General features: G+C 63.1%; 20 protein-coding genes and 1 riboswitch. Of the genes, 5 read left to right on the forward strand and 15 right to left on the reverse strand.

Going from position 1 to position 19,896, the window contains the following annotated elements; translation table 11 throughout:
• Positions 1 to 876 (forward strand): methyl-accepting chemotaxis protein (locus MJ122_RS25230; RefSeq protein WP_239746479.1); only part of this gene is annotated, 876 nt, incomplete at its 5' end.
• Between the two features lie 384 nt (positions 877 to 1,260).
• Complete coding sequence (locus MJ122_RS25235; protein WP_239746480.1) at positions 1,261 to 3,150, forward strand: methyl-accepting chemotaxis protein; 1,890 nt, start codon at positions 1,261 to 1,263, stop codon at positions 3,148 to 3,150.
• A 108-nt stretch (positions 3,151 to 3,258) separates the two neighbouring features.
• Here MJ122_RS25235 and MJ122_RS25240 read toward each other — a convergent pair whose 3' ends face one another.
• The 12 genes from MJ122_RS25240 to MJ122_RS25295 form a co-directional block, all read right to left on the reverse strand.
• Positions 3,259 to 4,743: a helicase HerA-like domain-containing protein gene (locus MJ122_RS25240; protein ID WP_239746482.1), complete on the reverse strand. Its 1,485-nt coding sequence runs from the start codon at positions 4,741 to 4,743 to the stop codon at positions 3,259 to 3,261.
• Between the two features lie 78 nt (positions 4,744 to 4,821).
• The gene (pncB, locus tag MJ122_RS25245; protein WP_239746484.1) at positions 4,822 to 6,021 is read right to left on the reverse strand and encodes a nicotinate phosphoribosyltransferase; all 1,200 of its coding nucleotides are present in this window, start codon (positions 6,019 to 6,021) and stop codon (positions 4,822 to 4,824) included.
• Positions 6,022 to 6,110: 89 nt separating this feature from the next.
• A complete protein-coding gene (locus tag MJ122_RS25250) occupies positions 6,111 to 6,335 on the reverse strand; it encodes a hypothetical protein (protein ID WP_088421268.1) in 225 nt (74 codons plus the stop codon).
• Complete coding sequence (locus MJ122_RS25255; RefSeq protein WP_017518072.1) at positions 6,332 to 7,036, reverse strand: lipopolysaccharide kinase InaA family protein; 705 nt, start codon at positions 7,034 to 7,036, stop codon at positions 6,332 to 6,334. The genes MJ122_RS25250 and MJ122_RS25255 overlap by 4 nt, the downstream gene beginning before the upstream one ends.
• A 3-nt stretch (positions 7,037 to 7,039) precedes the next feature.
• Positions 7,040 to 7,711 (reverse strand): class I SAM-dependent methyltransferase, encoded by a 672-nt coding sequence (locus tag MJ122_RS25260; protein ID WP_088421267.1) that lies wholly within the window; start codon positions 7,709 to 7,711, stop codon positions 7,040 to 7,042.
• Positions 7,712 to 7,792: 81 nt separating this feature from the next.
• On the reverse strand, positions 7,793 to 9,067 hold the full coding sequence (locus MJ122_RS25265) for a HAMP domain-containing sensor histidine kinase (protein WP_239746486.1): 1,275 nt from the start codon (positions 9,065 to 9,067) through the stop codon (positions 7,793 to 7,795).
• Positions 9,057 to 9,740, reverse strand: coding sequence for a response regulator transcription factor (locus MJ122_RS25270; RefSeq protein WP_017518075.1), 684 nt, complete (start codon positions 9,738 to 9,740; stop codon positions 9,057 to 9,059). The genes MJ122_RS25265 and MJ122_RS25270 overlap by 11 nt, the downstream gene beginning before the upstream one ends.
• A 134-nt stretch (positions 9,741 to 9,874) precedes the next feature.
• Entirely contained in the window at positions 9,875 to 10,258 is a 384-nt protein-coding gene (crcB, locus tag MJ122_RS25275; RefSeq protein WP_088421265.1) for a fluoride efflux transporter CrcB, read from the reverse strand.
• A 65-nt stretch (positions 10,259 to 10,323) separates the two neighbouring features.
• Positions 10,324 to 10,386: riboswitch (Fluoride riboswitch) on the reverse strand.
• 73 nt (positions 10,387 to 10,459) lie between these two features.
• Positions 10,460 to 12,100, reverse strand: a complete 1,641-nt coding sequence (gene groL, locus MJ122_RS25280) for a chaperonin GroEL (RefSeq protein ID WP_017518077.1) — start codon at positions 12,098 to 12,100, stop codon at positions 10,460 to 10,462.
• Between the two features lie 49 nt (positions 12,101 to 12,149).
• Positions 12,150 to 12,443 (reverse strand): co-chaperone GroES, encoded by a 294-nt coding sequence (locus tag MJ122_RS25285; RefSeq protein WP_009617968.1) that lies wholly within the window; start codon positions 12,441 to 12,443, stop codon positions 12,150 to 12,152.
• A gap of 238 nt (positions 12,444 to 12,681) precedes the next feature.
• Complete coding sequence (locus tag MJ122_RS25290; RefSeq protein ID WP_088421263.1) at positions 12,682 to 13,149, reverse strand: FxsA family protein; 468 nt, start codon at positions 13,147 to 13,149, stop codon at positions 12,682 to 12,684.
• Between the two features lie 86 nt (positions 13,150 to 13,235).
• Entirely contained in the window at positions 13,236 to 13,973 is a 738-nt protein-coding gene (locus MJ122_RS25295) for a HugZ family protein (protein ID WP_088421262.1), read from the reverse strand.
• Positions 13,974 to 14,079: 106 nt separating this feature from the next.
• Here MJ122_RS25295 and MJ122_RS25300 point away from each other — a divergent pair, with 106 nt between their 5' ends.
• On the forward strand, positions 14,080 to 14,838 hold the full coding sequence (locus MJ122_RS25300) for an SDR family oxidoreductase (RefSeq protein WP_017518080.1): 759 nt from the start codon (positions 14,080 to 14,082) through the stop codon (positions 14,836 to 14,838).
• A gap of 58 nt (positions 14,839 to 14,896) precedes the next feature.
• Here MJ122_RS25300 and MJ122_RS25305 read toward each other — a convergent pair whose 3' ends face one another.
• Positions 14,897 to 15,898 carry a DUF481 domain-containing protein gene (locus MJ122_RS25305; RefSeq protein ID WP_088421261.1) on the reverse strand — a complete coding sequence of 334 codons (1,002 nt, stop codon included), beginning with the start codon at positions 15,896 to 15,898 and terminating at the stop codon, positions 14,897 to 14,899.
• 193 nt (positions 15,899 to 16,091) lie between these two features.
• On the opposite strand from MJ122_RS25305, the gene MJ122_RS25310 reads away from it, so the two are divergent.
• Both MJ122_RS25310 and MJ122_RS25315 read left to right on the forward strand, forming a co-directional pair.
• Positions 16,092 to 16,466 carry an MGMT family protein gene (locus MJ122_RS25310; RefSeq protein ID WP_239746488.1) on the forward strand — a complete coding sequence of 125 codons (375 nt, stop codon included), beginning with the start codon at positions 16,092 to 16,094 and terminating at the stop codon, positions 16,464 to 16,466.
• 42 nt (positions 16,467 to 16,508) lie between these two features.
• The gene (locus tag MJ122_RS25315) at positions 16,509 to 18,317 is read left to right on the forward strand and encodes an AmpG family muropeptide MFS transporter (protein ID WP_239746490.1); all 1,809 of its coding nucleotides are present in this window, start codon (positions 16,509 to 16,511) and stop codon (positions 18,315 to 18,317) included.
• A 71-nt stretch (positions 18,318 to 18,388) separates the two neighbouring features.
• Here MJ122_RS25315 and MJ122_RS25320 read toward each other — a convergent pair whose 3' ends face one another.
• Entirely contained in the window at positions 18,389 to 19,234 is an 846-nt protein-coding gene (locus MJ122_RS25320; RefSeq protein WP_026078932.1) for a mechanosensitive ion channel family protein, read from the reverse strand.
• 127 nt (positions 19,235 to 19,361) lie between these two features.
• Positions 19,362 to 19,841: a YajQ family cyclic di-GMP-binding protein gene (locus MJ122_RS25325; protein WP_017518085.1), complete on the reverse strand. Its 480-nt coding sequence runs from the start codon at positions 19,839 to 19,841 to the stop codon at positions 19,362 to 19,364.
• Positions 19,842 to 19,896: the final 55 nt, after the last annotated feature.

The following is a 19,896-nucleotide window of genomic DNA, read 5'->3' on the forward strand; positions in this document are numbered from 1 at the left end:
GCCTTCAACCGCTTCGTCGAGCGTATCCACGAGTCCATCCGCGAGGTGGCCTCCACCGCACGCCAGCTGCATGATGTCTCGCAGCTGGTGGTGAACGCCTCCAACTCCTCGATGAGCAACTCCGACGAGCAGGCCAACCGCACCAACAGCGTGGCCGCAGCGATCAACGAACTGGGCGCCGCCGCCCAGGAAATCGCCCGCAACGCCGCCGACGCCTCGCACCACGCCACCGATGCCTCGCACCAGGCCGGCGATGGCCGCCAGGTGGTCGAGCAGACCATCAGCGCGATGAACCTGCTGTCGGACAAGATCAGCTCGGCCTGCGCCAACATCGAAGCGCTGAACAGCCGAACGGTGAACATTGGGCAGATCCTCGAAGTGATCAAGGGCATCTCCGAGCAGACCAACCTGCTGGCCCTGAACGCCGCCATCGAGGCCGCCCGCGCCGGTGAAGCCGGCCGCGGCTTCGCCGTGGTGGCGGACGAGGTGCGCAACCTGGCGCACCGCGCCCAGGAGTCGGCGCAGGAAATCCAGAAGATGATCGAGGAGCTGCAGGTCGGCGCCCGCGAGGCCGTGGACACCATGACCGAGAGCCAGCGCTACAGCCTGGAGAGCGTGGAGATCGCCAACCGCGCCGGCGAGCGCCTGGCCAGCGTCACCCACCGCATCGGCGAGATCGACTCGATGAACCAGTCGGTCGCCACCGCCACCGAGGAGCAGACCGCCGTGGTCGACTCGCTGAACATGGACATCACCGAGATCAACACCCTCAACCAGGAGGGCGTGGAGAACCTGCAAGCCACGCTCCGCGCCTGCGCCGACCTGGAGAACCAGGCCGGCCGCCTGCGCCACCTGGTGGACAGCTTCCGCATCTGATATTGAGCACAGATGAAAAAGGCGCCTTCGGCGCCTTTTTTGTTCGCGAGCCACTCACCAGCAGACACCGCCTGCACAGAGGCAAGCCACCAGCTGTATCACCGCTGAACCACCCGCCGCAGAGCCACCCCTACCGTTCGTCCGACTCATTCAAGCTTCCCTCGGGCACGCCGAAATCAAGGGTGAAGGCCTTTGATACCAACCAACAAACCGGGCCTGTCGTCACCGCCGGCACAAGGGAGTTCCGGCCACGCCCGCACGGTTATCCGCCGCGCCGGCGCCGTCCGTTTCACACCACGGGAACGGACGTTCTGCGGCGACACCGGATCTGTCGCCCGGACCAACGCCATTCAGGCATCCCCCTACTTCCGGATTCGACGCAGCATGATCAAGAGCCTGAAATTCAGCCATAAGATTCTCCTGGCCGCATCGCTTGTGGTTTTCTCGGCATTCGCCCTCTTCACCCTCTACAACGACTACCTGCAGCGCAACGCGATCCGCGAGGACCTCGAGGATTACCTGCGGGAAATGGGTGACGTGACCGCCAGCAACATCCAGAACTGGCTGAGCGGCAGGCTGCTGCTGATCGAAAGCACCGCCCAGACCCTCGCTCGCGACAGCACTCCCGAGCACCTGACGGGCCTGCTGGAGCAGGACACCCTGCGCAAGACCTTCAACTTCACCTACCTGGGCCAGGAAGACGGCACCTTCACCATGCGCCCCAACAGCGCCATGCCTGACGGTTACGACCCGCGCACCCGCCCCTGGTACAAGGATGCCGTCGCGGCCGGCGGCACCACTTTGACCGAGCCCTACATCGACGCCGCCACGCAGCAACTGATCATGACCGTGGCCACGCCGGCGCGCGCCGGCGGCAAGACCCTGGGCGTTGTCGGCGGCGACCTCGGCCTGCAGACTCTGGTGCAGATCATCAACTCGCTGGACTTCAGCGGCATGGGCTACGCCTTCCTGGTCAGCGGCGACGGCAAGATCCTCGTCCACCCGGACAAGAACCTGATCATGAAGACGCTGGCGGACGTTTACCCGCAGAACACGCCGAAAATCGGCGGCGGCTTCAGCGAGGCCGAGCTCAACGGCCAGACGCGCATCCTCAGCTTCACCCAGGTGAAGGGCCTGCCTTCGGTGAACTGGTACATCGGCCTCTCCATCGACAAGGCCGCGGCCTATTCGATGCTGAGCAAGTTTCGCGCTTCCGCGATAGTCGCCGCCGCGATTGCCATCGTCGCCATCCTGTTCCTGCTGGGCATGCTGATCCGCGTGCTGATGCAGCCGCTGACCACCATGGGCCGCGCCATGGAAGATATCGCCCAGGGCGAGGGCGATCTGACCAAGCGCCTGAAGGTCGCCAGTAACGACGAGTTCGGCGTACTGGGCAATGCCTTCAACCGCTTCGTCGAGCGTATCCACGAGTCCATCCGCGAGGTGGCCTCCACCGCACGCCAGCTGCATGATGTCTCGCAGCTGGTGGTGAACGCCTCCAACTCCTCGATGAGCAACTCCGACGAGCAGGCCAACCGCACCAACAGCGTGGCCGCAGCGATCAACGAACTGGGCGCCGCCGCCCAGGAAATCGCCCGCAACGCCGCCGACGCCTCGCACCACGCCACCGATGCCTCGCACCAGGCCGGCGATGGCCGCCAGGTGGTCGAGCAGACCATCAGCGCGATGAACCTGCTGTCGGACAAGATCAGCTCGGCCTGCGCCAACATCGAAGCGCTGAACAGCCGAACGGTGAACATTGGGCAGATCCTCGAAGTGATCAAGGGCATCTCCGAGCAGACCAACCTGCTGGCCCTGAACGCCGCCATCGAGGCCGCCCGCGCCGGTGAAGCCGGCCGCGGCTTCGCCGTGGTGGCGGACGAGGTGCGCAACCTGGCGCACCGCGCCCAGGAGTCGGCGCAGGAAATCCAGAAGATGATCGAGGAGCTGCAGGTCGGCGCCCGCGAGGCCGTGGACACCATGACCGAGAGCCAGCGCTACAGCCTGGAGAGCGTGGAGATCGCCAACCGCGCCGGCGAGCGCCTGGCCAGCGTCACCCACCGCATCGGCGAGATCGACTCGATGAACCAGTCGGTCGCCACCGCCACCGAGGAGCAGACCGCCGTGGTCGACTCGCTGAACATGGACATCACCGAGATCAACACCCTCAACCAGGAGGGCGTGGAAAACCTGCAGGCCACGCTGCGCGCCTGCGCCGACCTGGAGAACCAGGCCGGCCGCCTGCGCCACCTGGTGGACAGCTTCCGCATCTGATTCCAGCGGACATGAAAAAGGCGCCGTGAGGCGCCTTTTTCATGTCCGCAGGGGCGCACCATGCAGCCGATCGCGGGCAGGGCCCGCTCCTACAGGATGACTCCGTCGTTACCGCCGCTTGCTCCCGCCCAGCAGTGCCCCCATCAGCCCGCGCACCAACTGCCGGCCGATCTGGTTCGCCGCCTGGCGTACCACGGTCTTGCTGACCTGGCTGGCCAGTGATCCCAGTATCTCGCCGGCAATCCCGCCAAAATCGGTACCGCTGCCCTTCGCGTCCTTCTGCTCGGTGGGCGCCATCTTGTCGTCAGCGCGACCAGTCAGCTTCTCGTAGGCGGACTCGCGGTCGATCGGCTGGTCGTAGCGACCGGCCAAAGGCGAACGACGGATGACATCTGCACGCTCGGCGTCGGTCAGCGGGCCGATGCGCGACTGCGGCGGCGCGACAGCCACGCGCTGGACCATCGCCGGCGTGCCCTTCTCTTCCAGCGTGCCGACCAGCGCCTCGCCAATGCCCAGTTCGGTGAGCACCTTCAGGGTGTCGAACGCCGGGTTGGGCCGGAAGCCATCCGCCACCGCACGCAAGGACTTCTGCTCCTTGGCGGTAAAGGCGCGCAGGCCGTGCTGGACGCGCAAGCCCAGCTGCGCCAGCACGTCGTCCGGCAGATCGCCGGGCGACTGCGTGACGAAATAGACGCCAACGCCCTTGGAGCGAATCAGCCGCACCACCTGCTCCAGGCGATCCTGCAGGGCCTTGGGCGTGCCGTTGAAGAGCAGGTGCGCCTCGTCGAAGAACAGCGCGAGGATCGGTTTGTCGGCATCGCCGCGCTCGGGCAATTGCTCGAACAGCTCGGCCAGCAGCCAGAGCAGGAAAGTGGCGTAGACCTTGGGAGCGTCGTGCACCAGCTTGCTGGCGTCCAGCAGGTGGATGCGGCCGCGGCCGTCGGCTTCGGGGCGCAGCAGGTCTTCCAGTTGCAGCGCCGGCTCGCCGAAGAAGTCCTCGGCGCCCTGCTGCTCCAGCAGGGCCAGGCGCCGCAGCAGCGCCTGGGACGAGGCGCCGGTGAACAAGGCACGGTCCTCGCCGAGGATGTCCGGATTTTCCTTGAAATGGTTGAGCAGCGCCTTGAGGTCTTTCAGGTCGAGCAACAACAGGCCTTCGCGGTCGGCCACCTTGAACGCGGCGAACAGCGCCGCCTGCTGGCTCTCGGTCAGCTCCAGCAGGTTGGCCAGCAGCAACGGGCCCATCTCCGACAGCGTGGTGCGCAGCGGATGGCCGGTCTTCCCGGCTACGTCCCAGATGCTCACCGGGTAGGCCTGGGGCTTGTGGTTCAGCCACGGCATGCTGGCGATGCGCTCGGCCACCTTGCCCTGCGGGTTGCCAGCGGCGGCAATGCCGCACAGGTCGCCCTTGATGTCGGCGGCGAATACTGCGATGCCGGCATCGCTGAAGGATTCGGCGAGGTGTTGCAGCGTCACTGTCTTGCCGGTGCCGGTGGCACCGGCGATCAGCCCGTGGCGGTTGGCGAGTTTCCAGGACTGGCCGACGGGCTGCCCGTCGGGCCCTGCGCCGATGATGAGTTCGTTCGTGGCTGACATCCGTTGTTCCCCTTCAATGGGCGTGTCGCGTTGGCTGCTTGAGCAAGAGTGGCCGGTCCCGCTGCGCTGTGCAATCGGCTAGCCCGGTACTTTGAAGACGTGCTTGAGGTAACGCAGGAAGTTCTCGTCCTTGCACTGGGTCTTGCCCGGCGCGTCGGAGATCTTCGCCACCGAGTGCCCGTTGCAGGCGGTCATTTTCAACACGATGTTCATCGGCTCCACGCCCGGCACATCACAGGTGAAATGGGTTCCGATGCCGAAGCTGACGTCGATGCGCTCGCGCAGCGCCCGGTAGATTTCCAGGGCACGCGGCAGGTTGAGACCGTCGGAGAACACCAGAGTCTTGGTCAGCGGATCGATGCCCAGGTGCTCATAATGCCGGATGGCCTTTTCCGCCCACTCCAGCGGGTCGCCCGAGTCGTGGCGCAGGCCATCGAAAAGCTTGGCGAAGTACAGGTCGAAGTCCGCGAGGAAGGCATCCATGGTGATGCAATCGGTCAGCGCGATGCCCAACTGGCCGCGGTATTCGCGCACCCAGGCGTCCAGTGCGGCGGCCTGGCTGTCGATCAGGCGCGGACCGAGCTGCTGGTGCGCCATCAGCCACTCGTGGGCCATGGTACCGAGCGGCTTCACTCCCAGCTCACGCGCCAGGTGCACGTTGCTGGTGCCAACGAACTGGCCGGGGAAACCATCGCGCAGGTCGCGTACCACTACTTCCTGCACCGGATAGGAGAAACGCCGGCGGGTGCCGAAGTCGGCCATCTTGAAACCGGCCAGTTCTTCAGCGCTGGCTTCCTGGCGCAGCCAGTCGAACTTTTCCTGCAAGCGCTCGCGGACCATCGTCAGCGTCGTGCGCGGATGGCGATGCCGGTTGCGCACTTCGCTGATGGTCGCCAGCAGCGGCACCTCGAAGAGGATCACGTGCAGCCACGGGCCTTTCAGGCGCAGGAACAGCTCTTCGTTCTCCACGCCCAGTTGCACGTAGCAAGGATTGAAGCGGAACAGGCCGAGAAAGCGGATGAAGTCGGGTTTGAAAAACGGGATGCGTTCGAGGAAAGCCAGATCCTGGGGCGAGAAGGAAAGCTCTGCCAGACGCTCGATCTGCTCACGCAGCGGGTCCAGGTAGGCGCGCAGGTCCTCCTCGTTACGGCAGCGGAACTCCCATTCCACCTCGGTGTTGGGATAGTTGTGCAGCACCGCCTGCATCATGCTCAGCTTGTAGAAGTCGGTATCCAGCAGGTTCTGCACGATCCGCCGGGAAAATGCGCTGTCGCTCATGCTCATCTCATTGCAGGCTTGAATCGGCAGTCTAAACCCGTGGCCCACAAAAAACCCCGCCGAGGCGGGGTTTTGTCTGGAATCAGAAATCAGCGTGCTTTGCTCTGCGACATCCCGAACAGGAAAAGCAGCAGGTCGTCATCCGGACGGACGTCCTGTTGCTTGGCGCGCAGGTTGGGCGGCATGGGACAGCTGTCCAGGCCGCCTTTTCCGGAAATGACCGAAGGGCCCGGCTCATGCCAGGCCGCCGCCGCCAGGGTTGCTACCCCGAGCGCGCCGACGAGGAGCAAACCTCGCGTAATTTCTAACTTCATGTCTGCAACCCTTTGATGGCGCTGCCAAACGCCGCTTGGTAACCATAGACAAAGGCCTGCCATTGCGCCTCTGTCCACGACGAGCGGCGCTTCACTTGGCGAAGATCGTGACGGGCAGCACGCTGAGCGCTGAAACGCTGGCGGGCTTTTTCCATGTCGATGAGGGCCACTTCGATCTTGTCGCCGTCCACCTTCACGAACACGTGCTTGAGGTAGAGGCAGCCGTGCTGCCAACGGCCGGCGTTAAGCTTGGCAAGGGTACTACCGTAATGTTGCAGAATTCTTTGATGCAGCGCTTCACCCCATTTTTCCTGGTCGCCGCGGGCATAACAGTCTTCCAGGCTGCTGAAACCGTCCAGAGACTCAGTGACCAGCAGGGCCTGCCATTCGCCATCGACCTTGCGGCAACCGGCGTAGACCAGGGTGGGAACCCGCACGCCCAGCGCCTCGGCGGCCTTGAGCGCGTTACGCTCGCGAATGGCGGTGGGGTAACCGAAGGGATGCAGCAGGTCACGGTAGATGTGACCCATCTGCTGCTTGCGATAGAGCATCCGGCCGTCGGAGGTCAGGACTCGCTGCACGCCGCTTTCGCCACCGCGCCGACGGTTGGGTTCCTCGACCCATTTGCCGGGCACCTGGAGCCAACGGTCGATGGCGTTCTCACCGGAAATTTGCTGCAGCGAAGCCAGATCTACGGCCATCCATCACTCCTTACGCAGAATATAGACCCGCCACATGTGTAGGAGCGGGACGAAATCAATGTGATCCTGGACCTTGAAACCAGCCTGGCGGAACTCCGCCTCGATGGTCTTGGCGGGAATCACGAAGCGGTTCTGGTAAGCATGTTTCTTGCGAGTCGACTCGGCGCGTGCGCGTTTCCAGGATTTGAAATTGCCATCGACCCAGAGCGACAGGATCACCGAGTCGCGGGTTACGCGATGAAATTCGCGCAACATCGTCAGACGGTCATCAGATTCGCCGATGTGGTGCATCAGGCGCATCGAGAAGATGCTGTCGACGGCATTGTCGGGCAGATCAATGGCAAACGCGGAAGTCTGCAAAGGTCGGACGCGTTTTACAACCTCATTCGGCTGCCCGGCGCAGGCAACGGCAATCATGTCGGGCGAATTGTCCGCGCCGATGATCACCCGGTTCTCCTTCTCAGCCAGCATCGGCCAGAAGCGACCGGCGCCGCACGGCAGGTCGAGTACCAGGTTGGGCTGGCCAGCAAGCTTCAGTGCCTGGCGGCCTATCTGGACATCGCGCCAGTGGGAAAGTTTCCGGGACAGACCGGCCTGGTGTTTACGCAGATAACGCTCTGCGTGCTGGCGGTCATACTTCTGGGAGAACTCCAGGTCGACGGATTTTTCAGTCATCGGATTATTACCTTCCCGAATTCAGGGCGAACGATACGAACCAGCCTGTCACAGCCGGGTCATGCACTTGTGAAGATTTTGTCAAACGACGGCTAGGCGAACTTCGAAGCGGCAACCGTGTGGTTCAGCTGGGCGCAGCGTGACATCCCAGCCCTCGGAAGCGCAGATCCGCTTGACCAGCGACAGCCCCAGCCCAAGCCCCTCGCCACGCGGGTTCTGGCCGCGAACGAACGGCTGGAAGACGGCCTCGCGCTGTTCTTCCGGGATGCCTGCACCGGTGTCCTCGACCCAGAATCCGTTGGGTCCAAGTTGTAAGCGGATGCTGCCGCTTTCGGTGTAATGCATGGCATTGCGCAATAAATTGCTCATCACTGAGCGCAAGAATGGCGCATTGAACTGCCCGGGCATTTCCTGGCTCGCGTCGTACTCCAGTGTCAGACCTTTCGCTTCAATGGGGCCACGCCACTGCGCCACGAGTTCGTCACCAATCTGCCGCAACCCTGCCTGGGAGACGATCGCCATGTCCTTGCGCTGGGCGCGCGCCAGCATCAGGAAGGTCTGCACCAGATCGCGCATTTCCTCACATGCGCTGTTCATGCGCGCCAACTGGGCTTGCGCCCGAGGGCTGAGGCCCGGTTCTTCCGCCAGCAACTCGCAACTGGTGGCGATCACCATCAGCGGCGTCCGCAATTCATGGCTGACATCGCTGGTAAAAAGCTTTTCCCGGGTCAGCACATCGTGCAGCCGACCCATGGCGTAATCGAATGCTGCCGCCAGTTCGCCCACTTCATCATTGGCGTAGTCAGGCGACATCGGCGGCGCCAGGTCGAGCAACTGGTCACGATGACGGACCTGCCGCGCCAGGCGCGACACGGGCTCCATGACCTTGCGCGACAGCAGCCAGCCCAGCAGCCCGGAGAGCGTCAGGCTGAGGACATAGCCCGTGACGACCGCGGCATAGAGGATCTGCTCGCGCGCCTCGAAGTCGCTCTGGTCCTGCAGCAGGACGAAACGGCGGCCGTCGATATCACGCGTCAGCGCATGGAACGACAGCTCACCGTCGAAAACCTCATGGAAACCAGTATCCAGACGGCGCAGCGCCGGCGGCATGGCATAGACACCGACGCCATCGCTGATGAAGAAACGCATGCCTGGGTCGAGCTTGGGTGCCTGGCCGTTCCCCAGGTCCTCATTGATGATGCGATCCAGCTCGCCACCCAGGTCGCGGGAAATCAGGCGCTCCTCGACGATATGGACGACGCCGACGATTCCCACCGAGAACAGGCCGCCAACGGCGGCGGTCATGAGTACGAAGGCAAAGACAATCCGTCGGGAAAGGCTCTGCTTATACTCCATGCGCTTCCTCCGCCAGCTTGTAGCCGACGCCATGCACGGTGTGCAGCAGGGAGGAACCAAAGGGCTTGTCGATCACCTGGCGCAACTGGTGAACATGGCTGCGCAGGCTGTCGCTGTCGGGGCAGTCGTCGCCCCATACGGCTTCCTCGAGCACGTCCCGGCGCACCACGTGGGGGCTCTTCTGCATCAGTACCGCCAGCAGTTTGAGGCCGATCGGGTTGAGCTTGAGCGGCTTGCCGGCGCGGTTCACTTCAAGGGTGTCGAGGTTGTAGCTCAGGTCGGCGACCTGCAGCTCACGGCGGCCACCGCCCTGGCTGCGGCGCAGCACTGCTTCGATGCGCGCGGCCAGCTCGGAAAGGGCAAAGGGTTTGAGCAGATAATCGTCGGCGCCGGAACGGAAGCCCTGCAGGCGGTCGTCCAGTTGGTCGCGGGCGGTGAGCATGATTACCGGGGTGTCGCGACGCGCGTCTTCGCGCAGGCGGCGGCACAGGGTGAAGCCGTCCAGGCCCGGGAGCATCACATCCAGCACGATCAGGTCGTAATGGGAAGTGGCCGCCAGGTGCAATCCGGACAGGCCGTCCTGGGCACAATCCACCGTGTAACCCTTCAGCCCCAGGTAGTCGGCCATGTTGGCCAGGATGTCCCGATTGTCTTCAACCAGCAAAATGCGCATAGGTTCTCCTCGAACGCGATGCATCCTAGCGTAACCAGCTTAAATGGAACTTAAGCGCCTTTGACGGAATTTTCACACTCTTCCGCTGAATCCCTCGTCACTGCATCGCGCCGGGCTTCGGTCCTTGCCCAGTCCTATCGTCCCATCAGCGCCTGAACCGACCAGAGCCCGGCCAGCGTCATCAACAGGGAGCCGGCCAGGTGCGTGGCGACGGTACCCATCGCCCAGGCGAGGCGACCTTGCTGCAGCAGCACGACGACTTCCGCGGAAAAGGTCGAGAAGGTAGTGAGGCCACCGCAGAAGCCAGTGATGATCAGTAACCGCCATTCTGGCGCCAGGCCGGGGGAGTTGGCGAAGAAGGCGATGGCCGCGCCGATGATGTAGCCGCCGACCAGGTTGGCAACCACCGTGCCGGGCGGCATGGAAGGCAGGAGAGTATTGAGCTTGAGCCCGAGCACCCAGCGCAGCAGTGCGCCGAGAGCAGCGCCGAGGGAAACGGCGAGAATGGATTTCCACATGGTCCTGTCCTGGAAGTGAGAAGTTTGGACAGGCTGCAGGCGAGCGCCTACGCGCCTTTCCAGGTCTATGCGTAGGCATCATCAGCCACGAGGGCGGTTGAAGGAGGAATGCCATCTCCTGTGGAGCATGGTGGCATATCCGATGCCCATGAAAAAGCCCCGCCTAGGCGGGGCTTTTTCTTACAGCAGGTGCCGGGTGGCTTACATCATGCCGCCCATGCCGCCCATGCCGCCCATGTCCGGCATGGCCGGAGCAGCCTTGTCATCAACCACTTCGGCAACCATGGCCTCGGTGGTGACCATCAGGCCGCCGATGGAAGCAGCAGCTTGCAGAGCCGAACGGGTGACTTTGGCCGGATCGAGGATACCCATCTCGATCATGTCGCCGTACACGCCGGTAGCAGCGTTGTAGCCGAAGTTGCCCGAACCCTGCTTGACCTTGTCGACCACGACGCTCGGTTCGTCGCCGGAGTTGGCAACGATCTGGCGCAGCGGAGCTTCAACGGCGCGACGCAGCAGAGCGATACCGACGTTCTGGTCTTCGTTGTCGCCCTTCAGGCCTTCGATGGCTTGCAGAGCACGAACCAGAGCGACGCCGCCGCCAGGAACCACGCCTTCTTCCACTGCAGCGCGAGTAGCGTGCAGGGCGTCTTCAACGCGGGCTTTCTTCTCTTTCATCTCGACTTCGGTGGCAGCGCCAACCTTGATCACGGCAACACCGCCAGCCAGCTTGGCCAGACGCTCTTGCAGCTTCTCACGGTCGTAGTCGGAGGAAGTCTCTTCGACCTGCTTGCGGATCTGCAGGACGCGAGCTTCGATGTCGGCTTGAGCGCCAGCGCCATCGATGATGGTGGTGTTTTCCTTGCTCAGGACGACGCGCTTGGCGTTGCCCAGGTGCTCCAGGGTGGCGCCTTCCAGGCTCAGGCCGACTTCTTCGGAGATGACGGTGCCGCCGGTCAGGATGGCGATGTCCTGCAGCATGGCCTTGCGGCGGTCGCCGAAGCCCGGAGCCTTGACGGCCGCGACCTTGACGATGCCACGCATGTTGTTGACGACCAGGGTAGCCAGGGCTTCGCCTTCGACGTCTTCAGCCACGATCAGCAGCGGACGGCCGGCTTTGGCAACGGCTTCCAGGACCGGCAGCATTTCGCGGATGTTGGAGATCTTCTTGTCGACCAGCAGCAGCAGCGGGCCGTCGAGCTCGGCCACCATGGTGTCCGGCTTGTTGATGAAGTAGGGGGACAGGTAGCCGCGATCGAACTGCATGCCTTCTACGACGGACAGTTCGTTTTCCAGGCCCGAGCCTTCTTCAACGGTGATCACGCCTTCTTTACCGACTTTTTCCATGGCTTCGGCAATGATGTTGCCGATGGAGTCGTCGGAGTTGGCGGAGATGGTGCCGACCTGGGCGATGGCCTTGGTGTCGGCGCACGGCTTGGCCAGGTCCTTCAGCTGGGCAACGATGGCCACGGTGGCCTTGTCGATGCCGCGCTTGAGGTCCATCGGGTTCATGCCGGCAGCGACGGCCTTCAGGCCTTCGTTGACGATGGCCTGAGCCAGAACGGTAGCGGTGGTGGTGCCGTCACCGGCAGCGTCGTTGGCCTTGGAGGCAACGTCTTTCACCAGCTGGGCGCCCATGTTCTCGAACTTGTCCTTGAGTTCGATTTCCTTGGCAACGGAAACGCCGTCCTTGGTGATGGTCGGAGCGCCGAAGCTCTTGTCCAGGATGACGTTACGGCCTTTCGGGCCCAGGGTGGCTTTGACGGCGTCGGCCAGGACGTTTACGCCGACCAGCATTTTCTTGCGGGCGGAATCGCCGAACTTAACTTCTTTAGCAGCCATGTTCTGTTTCCTCTAAATCGAATTCAGTGGGTTGGATAGGACGCGGGAATCAGTCTTCCAGGACAGCGAGGATCTCGGACTCGCCCATCACCAGCAGTTCTTCACCGTCGACCTTGATGGCGTTGCTGCCCGAGTACGGGCCGAAGACCACCTTGTCACCCACTTTCACGGCCAGGGCGCGAACTTCGCCGTTGTCCAGGACACGGCCGGCACCAACAGCAACCACTTCACCGCGGTTCGGCTTCTCGGCGGCGGAACCGGGCAGCACGATGCCGCCTGCGGTCTTGGTCTCTTCCTCGCTGCGACGGATGACGACGCGGTCATGCAGAGGACGAAGCTTCATAGTCGTAACTCTCCCAAACTGTGATTTCCAACGGCCGGATCGATGCCCGGCAGGTTTTATTGAATCCGGCGGTGCCGGTTTGCGACCCGACAGGCGAATCGCGAAAAGAGCAGCCTGTCGTACTGACAGGGACCTTGCGGTGACCGGTACATAAGGTCGCTACAAGGCATTTCAAGGGTGTGACGGAAAAATTTTTGCAGAAAGGTCGGAGCCATGGGCGATCGAAACCGCACCGATCTCAACGCAGACGGTCGCGGTCTTCCTCGCGGCGCTGGTATTCGCCTTCAATCACGCTGGGGCCGCTGCGGTGCTGGGCGGCCGGATCGTCGGCAAAGGCGCGGCGGCGCTCGGCCTGCTCCTGCATACGCTGGCGCACACGGCCCAGCATCAGGCGGCGGGTGAAGGGGATCAGGCAGAGCAGACCGACGAAGTCGCTGATGAAGCCCGGCAGCATCAGCAGGCCACCGCCGAGGGCGATAACCAGACCCTCGAGCATTTCCTGCTCGGGCAGCTCGCCGCGATTGAGCCGTTCGCGGGCACGCAGCGCAGTGGCGACACCGGCTACACGCAGTACTGCGGCACCGATGAAGGCGCCCGCGATGATAAGCAGCAGGGTCCAGCCCACACCGATCACGCTGCCGACCTTGATCATTACGGCCAGCTCGATCAGCGGGAACAGAAGAATCAGAAACAGGGGAACTCGCATCGATGAATCCTTGGCGGGGTCGTTGCCCGGGTAGAAAGCTAGGTGGTGACGCCCCGCGTCCTTTTCAAGGGAAACGCCGAGGGCTGCTAGGCCTGGATCACTTCATCGCCCGGCCAGACATCCGCCCTGGCCAACTGCACCAGTGCCTGGCGCACCGCGCCGGGATTGCTGCAGGGCGCGGGGAAAGGCAGCCAGTGCAGGCCCTGACCGATGCGCAGGTGGAAACCTTCGGTATCAATTCCAGCCAGTTGCGGGTCCTTACCGGCGGGCAGCCCGGCCAGCTCGACATAGTGTTCGATGGCGTTGGCGTGATCGCTGTTCATGTGCTCGACCATGCTCTTCTCCGCCTCGCCGACGAAGGGATTGGCCAGCGGCACGCTGTTGGCACCCAGCCAGTGGATGTCGCCGAAGCCGCCGATGAAGCGCCATTGCACCGGCTCCAGCACCCAGAAATCGAAGTCGTGGACGATGTGATAATCCTGCGAGCCGGGGAAATAGCGGTAATAACGCTCGGCGGCGCCCGCGATGGCGTCGACGTCCTCGATCAGCAGCGCTTCGGCCAGCAAGGTCAGGCGTCCGGCGGCCTGGATGTCGTCGATGCCGCGCTCGCCGATGAGCAGCGAGCATTTGCCATCCATCTGCAGGTTATGGGTGTGCTGGGCGATTCGGCTGATCAGGATCAGCGGACGCCCTGCCTCATCCAGGCAGTAGGGCACGACGGAGCCAAAGGGGAACCCCGGCCACTTCTTCGAGTGGGTGGAGAGGACGCCGCGGTATTCCTTGAGCAGCAGTTCTCGGGCATGCTTGGCAGCTTTCACGCTCAACTTTTGACTCCTCGCAAAGAAACCGTCGTAAACGGACGGGCAGGATGACTCTGTTCACAGCTGCCGGCGGGGCCTTTCACCAGAAACTGTTCGTGGGGTTGTTCCGATGCAATTGAAAGACAAGGTCATCATCATCACCGGTGGCTGCCAGGGCCTGGGCCGCGCCATGGGCGAGTACCTCGCCGGCAAGGGCGCGCGCGTCGCGCTGGTTGACCTCAATGCCGAAAAACTGGACGAAGCCGTGACTGCCTGCAAGGCCGCCGGCGGTGACGCCCGCGCCTATATCTGCAACGTCGCCAATGAAGAACAGGTTACCCATATGGTGGCCCAGGTCGCCAGCGACTTCGGCGCCATCAATGGACTGGTCAACAATGCCGGCATCCTGCGCGACGGCCTGACCATCAAGGTCAAGGACGGCGAGCTGAGCAAGATGAGCCTGGCTCAGTGGCAGGCGGTGATCGACGTCAACCTGACCGGCGTGTTCCTGTGCACCCGTGAAGTGGCGGCGAAGATGATCGAGCTGAAGAACGAAGGTGCGATCGTCAACATTTCCTCCATCTCCCGCGCTGGCAACATGGGCCAGGCCAACTATTCCGCGGCGAAGGCCGGCGTCGCCGCCGATACCGTGGTGTGGGCGAAGGAACTGGCACGCTACGGCATCCGCGTGGCAGGCGTGGCGCCAGGCTTCATCGAGACCGACATGGTCGCCAGCATGAAGCCCGAGGCCCTGGAGAAGATGACGTCGGGCATCCCGCTCAAGCGCCTGGGCAAGCCGCTGGAAATCGCCCACTCGGTGGCCTACATCCTCGAGAACGACTACTACACCGGCCGCGTGCTGGAGCTGGACGGCGGCCTGCGCCTGTAAGCTTCGCGTCAAAAGAAAAGCCCCGCCATGTGCGGGGCTTTTTTGTGTGGCGGCGGCGTTACCAGCCGACGCCCAGGCCGACGGTGTAGCGACGCTCGTTGACGTCGCCGTCGTTGCCGCTGAGCTTGTCCCACTCGGCTTTCAGGCTGAGGGACGCCCAGGAGGTCAGCTTGTAGCGGATGCCCGCCTCGCTCTCCAGCTCGTAGTCCACGTTGGACTCCAGTGGCTTGCTGACTTCGCCGTTGGTGAACAGCTCGAACTGCTTGGCCAGCAGGTAGCGGTTGTAGTCCCACTTCAGGCTGGTGCTGTAGAAGTGCGATTTTTCGTCGTCGACGAATTCGTAGTCGTTGCGGTTGACCAGCGTGGCCAGGGAGAACGCGCCCAATTCGTTGTCCCAGAACTGGTAGCCCGGACCGGTACCGATGGTGCGTTTCTTCTGCAGGTCTTCGATCCAGTCGCGCTTGTACTGGGCCTGCCCCTGCCAGAACCAGTGCTCGTCGAGGAAGCGGTCCAGGGCGTACTGCGCCGAGTAGTTGTTGGTGCTGACCGCGTCATCCTTCTTTTCGCGGTTGTATTCGCCCTGAAGGTTATGGCGCCAGCGACCGTGGCGGGCGTTGGTCTTGAAGTCGATGTCGTAGTCTTCGACGTCGTTTTCCGCCTGTTTGTGATCCAGGGAAAAATCGACGTTGCCGGTCCATACCCAGTCCTCGAGGATCGGCTTGGGCGGCATCATCTGCTGGATCTGCGCCAGCTCCACCGTACGGGGCTGACCATTGACCAGTGTCACCTTCCCCTGTTCGGACGCCTTCAGCCCCTTGGAGTGCTCACCGGTCTCCTCGTCGTACTTCACCAGCAGATTCTGATCGGTCTCCAGCGTCTTGATCTTGTCCGACTTCAGCGTGATTTCTCCGCCGTAATCGGTCGCGAGCAGGAGCTTGCCGCCGTCATACAACTTGATGGTGCCGGTGAGTCGGTCACCATTCTTCAACCAGACGGTATCGGCGAAGGCGGACAAGGAGCAGGATGCAAGGGCGACACAGAGCAGGTTTCTGGAAAACATGAGTCGAATTCAACTGGATTGAATGGGCAAAAAGCCGGGCATTATCCAGATACCCGACACTAGAGCAACGACTGACAGACCCACGTGCAGGGAGTTCACAATGACTGACAGATGGGTCTTACAAAGAACCCAACTTGTCAGCTCGCCGCCAGCCGATATCCTGAGCGTCAGCCCCTCTATCGCGGTACCTTCGATGCCCAAGCCCAACCCCACTGCCAGCGCACCAATGACCGACCTCGGAGTGGAAAGCCTGGAGGTACGGCGCGAGGCAATTTTCCTGGTCATCGCGCAAGTGCCCGAAGGCTGCGTCATCACCTATGGCAATGTCGCCCGCCTGGCTGGCCTGGGCCGTTCCGCGCGGCTTGTCGGACGTATCCTCGGACAATTACCCGCAGACACCCGTCTGCCCTGGCACCGGGTGATCGCCGCGGGCGGGCGCATCAGCCTGCCGCTGGGCACTGTCTCGGGTAACGAGCAGCGCGCACGATTGCGTGCGGAGGGTGTCAGAATCCATAACGATCGGGTGGACATACGTCGGCACGGCTGGCCTAGCGGCGAGCAGTCCTAGTAGAGTTCGCGTAATTTTTCGTCCTGCTGGAAAACACCCCCCATGAAAGAGCACTCCTGGCGAGAGGCATGGATTGCCTACAAGTCTCCCGCCAGCCTCGCGCTTTTGCTGCTGGGTTTCGCCGCCGGCCTGCCTTATATGCTGGTGCTCTCCACCCTCTCGGTGTGGTTGCGTGAAGCAGGCGTCGCTCGGGAAACCATTGGATTCGCCAGCTGGATCGGGCTGGTGTACGCCTTCAAGTGGGTGTGGTCGCCCATGCTCGACCAGTGGCGCCTGCCCTTCATCGGTCGCCTGGGCCGCCGCCGCTCCTGGCTGGTGTTTTCCCAGGGGCTGATCGCCATCGGCCTGCTCGGCATGGCCCTGTGCAACCCGCAATCGCACCTGAACTGGCTGATCGCCCTGGCCATGGTGGTGGCTTTCGCCTCCGCCACCCAGGACATCGCCATCGACGCCTACCGCCTGGAAATCGCCGAAAACACCCGTCAGGCCGCGCTGGCTGCCTGCTATATGACCGGCTACCGGGTCGCCGTGCTGTTCGCTACCGCCGGGGTGCTGTTCCTCGCCGAATGGGCCGGCTCCAGCGCTCTGCACTACAGCCAGTCGGCCTGGGCGCTGACTTACGCGGTGTGCGCCCTGGCCATCCTGCCCGGGCTGATCACCACGCTGCTGATGAAAGAGCCGCCGGTGAACGTGCAGCCGCAGGCTGGCAGTTCGGCCTTCGCCTTCAACCACCAACTGCTCTCGGTGCTGACCCTGCTGGTACTGCTGATTTCCGTGCCGGCCATGCTGACTGCGCTGACCGCCCAGGCGTGGCCACGCGCTGCGCTGTACGCAATCTTCATCGGCGTCTGCATGACACCCCACGGCCGCCGACAGATCCGCCCGGTACGCGAGCTGCTGTCGAAAGTACGCCGCCCGCTGCTGCTGGCCGTGCATGGCCGCGGCCTGCCGCAGTTCGACTTCGTCCACCAGGCCGTGTCGGTGATCGTGTTGATCATCCTGCTGGTAACCGGCACCGCGTTCATCAACATGACCGAGGCCGGCAAGTGGTGGCTGGCGATCCTGTACCTGCTGATCGCCCTGAGCTGTATCTCGGCGCCTGGTCGCCTGCTGATGGCGCCGGTGCTGACGCCGATTACCGAGTTTGTCCGCCGCTATCGCTGGCAGGCGCTGCTGCTGCTCGGGCTGATCTCTACGTACCGCATGTCCGATACCGTCATGGGCACCATGGCCAGCGTGTTCTATATCGACATGGGCTTCACCAAGGACACCATCGCCACCGTCAGCAAGCTGTTCGGCGTGATCATGACGCTGGTCGGCGCCGCGGCCGGCGGCGTGCTGATCGCCCGCTTCAGCATCCTGCCAATCCTTTTCATCGGCGGCGCGGCCTCGGCCGCGACCAACCTGCTGTTCGCCATGCTGGCGCAAATGGGGGCAATCGACGATCCGCACCTGATGGGCCAGAACGTGTTCGCCCTGCTCAAGGTGCTGGAGCCGCACGTCACCATGCTGGTGGTGACCATCATGCTCGACAACTTCAGCGGCGGCCTCGCCACCTCGGCCTTCGTCGCCTACCTGTCGAGCCTGACCAACCTGAAGTTCTCCGCGACCCAGTACGCCATGCTCAGCTCCACCATGCTTCTGCTGCCGCGCTTCATCGGTGGCTATTCCGGCACCATGGTCGAGGGCATGGGCTACGAGCGGTTCTTCTTCTTCACCGCCCTGCTCGGCGTGCCCACGCTGCTGCTGATCGGCTGGCTGTGGCTGCAACGCAAGAACGACATGACCAATGGCGCCGCCGAACCTCCTGCGCAAACGCCAGCGCAGCACCCGAGCGCCGAACGTCACTGAGCCTTGCCAGTGAAACAGCGCTCATGAAAAAGGCCGGCAATTGCCGGCCTTTTTCATGGCGGTTGGTCTGATCAATCGGTGAGCACCGAGCCCTCTTCGCCCTTGACCACACGCACCACCTTGTTCGGCGCCAGGTCGATGCCGGCGTCGCGCAGACGCAGGCGCACCTGCTCGTTGAGCATGAAGGTGACTGCCCAGTAGTCGGAATTGGCAGTCCACAGGCGCAGCGACAGAGTCACCGAGTTTTCACCCAGGCCCGCGACCACCACCACTGGCGCAGGGGATTTGAGCACACGCGAATCCTCGGCGAGCTCCTTGAGAATCGCGCGGGCGCCATCCAGGTCGGCGTCGAAGGCCAGCTTCACGTCGAAGGTCACCTGACGGGTCGTCTGAGTGGAGGTATTGGTGATGATGCCGTTGGACAGTGCACCGTTGGGCACGATCACCGTACGGTTGTCACCGGTGCGCAGCACGGTATGGAAGATCATGATGTTGTCCACGGTGCCGGACACGCCCTGGGCCTCGATCCAGTCGCCGATCTTGAACGGGCGGAAGAGCAGAATCAGCACGCCGCCGGCGAAGTTCGACAGGCTGCCCTGCAGCGCAAGGCCGATGGCCAGGCCGGCGGCACCGATGGCTGCGACGAAGCTGGTGGTCTGGATGCCGATCATCGAAGCCACGCTGACCATCAGCAGGATCTTCAGGATGATGTTCACCATGCTGCCGATGAAGCCCTGCAGCGCCTTGTCCACGTGCTTGGTCGACAGGACGCCGCCCACGCGGCGGGTCAGCAGGTTGATCACCCACCAGCCGATCAGCAGGGTCAACAGCGCCAGCACGGCGTTGCCCAGGTAAGCCAGGACGACAGGCGCCCAGGCCTCCGCACTGTTGACGATGTGCTCGTAATTCATATCCATGGATGAGGCCCCTTGTCTATTGCCATTGCTAAAAACAAAACCGCCATGGCAAGCCATGGCGGTCGGGTGTTCGCCGAGCGACTCTTAATTGCGACGTCGCCCGGGCGACGAGGTTCCGCTGAAGGGGTCAGTCGCGGAAGTTGTTGAACTGCAGCGGCATGCCCAGGGACTCGCCACGCAGCAGCGCGATGGCTTCCTGCAGGTCGTCGCGCTTCTTGCCGGTGACGCGCACCTGCTCGCCCTGGATGGCGGCCTGAACCTTGAGCTTCTTGTCCTTGATCAGGGCGACGATCTTCTTCGCCAGATCCTTGTCGATGCCCTCGCGGAAGTCGACTTCCTGCTTGACCACCTTGCCAGAGGCGAAGGAGTCCTTGACCTCCATGCACTGCGCGTCGATCTTGCGCTTGACCAGGCTGGAGCGAAGAATGTCGAGCATCTGCTCGAGCATGAAATCCGCCTCGGCGGTCAGGGTGATGGACTTGTCCTTGGCCTCGAAGCTGCACTTGCCCTTCAGGTCGAAACGGCGGTCCAGTTCCTTGGCAGCGTTATCCAGGGCGTTGGTCAGTTCGTGTTTGTCCAGTTCGGACACCACGTCGAACGAAGGCATGACATCTCTCCAGATGGACGGCGCGATGCGGTTCACAGTCAGCATCGAGCCTGGC

This window comes from Pseudomonas sp. DP-17, from assembly GCF_022380625.1.
Classification (GTDB): domain Bacteria; phylum Pseudomonadota; class Gammaproteobacteria; order Pseudomonadales; family Pseudomonadaceae; genus Pseudomonas; species Pseudomonas nitroreducens_A.

Coding starts and splice junctions, on each gene's coding strand:
- MJ122_RS25310 (WP_239746488.1), top strand. CDS start 16,092: ATGCCCAAGCCCAACCCCACTGCCAGCGCACCAATGACCGACCTCGGA.
- MJ122_RS25320 (WP_026078932.1), bottom strand. CDS start 19,234: ATGGATATGAATTACGAGCACATCGTCAACAGTGCGGAGGCCTGGGCG.
- crcB (WP_088421265.1), bottom strand. CDS start 10,258: ATGTGGAAATCCATTCTCGCCGTTTCCCTCGGCGCTGCTCTCGGCGCA.
- MJ122_RS25290 (WP_088421263.1), bottom strand. CDS start 13,149: ATGCGAGTTCCCCTGTTTCTGATTCTTCTGTTCCCGCTGATCGAGCTG.
- MJ122_RS25325 (WP_017518085.1), bottom strand. CDS start 19,841: ATGCCTTCGTTCGACGTGGTGTCCGAACTGGACAAACACGAACTGACC.
- MJ122_RS25300 (WP_017518080.1), top strand. CDS start 14,080: ATGCAATTGAAAGACAAGGTCATCATCATCACCGGTGGCTGCCAGGGC.
- MJ122_RS25235 (WP_239746480.1), top strand. CDS start 1,261: ATGATCAAGAGCCTGAAATTCAGCCATAAGATTCTCCTGGCCGCATCG.
- MJ122_RS25255 (WP_017518072.1), bottom strand. CDS start 7,036: ATGGCCGTAGATCTGGCTTCGCTGCAGCAAATTTCCGGTGAGAACGCC.
- MJ122_RS25260 (WP_088421267.1), bottom strand. CDS start 7,711: ATGACTGAAAAATCCGTCGACCTGGAGTTCTCCCAGAAGTATGACCGC.
- MJ122_RS25250 (WP_088421268.1), bottom strand. CDS start 6,335: ATGAAGTTAGAAATTACGCGAGGTTTGCTCCTCGTCGGCGCGCTCGGG.
- MJ122_RS25265 (WP_239746486.1), bottom strand. CDS start 9,067: ATGGAGTATAAGCAGAGCCTTTCCCGACGGATTGTCTTTGCCTTCGTA.
- MJ122_RS25240 (WP_239746482.1), bottom strand. CDS start 4,743: ATGTCAGCCACGAACGAACTCATCATCGGCGCAGGGCCCGACGGGCAG.
- groL (WP_017518077.1), bottom strand. CDS start 12,100: ATGGCTGCTAAAGAAGTTAAGTTCGGCGATTCCGCCCGCAAGAAAATG.
- MJ122_RS25315 (WP_239746490.1), top strand. CDS start 16,509: ATGAAAGAGCACTCCTGGCGAGAGGCATGGATTGCCTACAAGTCTCCC.
- MJ122_RS25285 (WP_009617968.1), bottom strand. CDS start 12,443: ATGAAGCTTCGTCCTCTGCATGACCGCGTCGTCATCCGTCGCAGCGAG.
- MJ122_RS25270 (WP_017518075.1), bottom strand. CDS start 9,740: ATGCGCATTTTGCTGGTTGAAGACAATCGGGACATCCTGGCCAACATG.
- pncB (WP_239746484.1), bottom strand. CDS start 6,021: ATGAGCGACAGCGCATTTTCCCGGCGGATCGTGCAGAACCTGCTGGAT.
- MJ122_RS25305 (WP_088421261.1), bottom strand. CDS start 15,898: ATGTTTTCCAGAAACCTGCTCTGTGTCGCCCTTGCATCCTGCTCCTTG.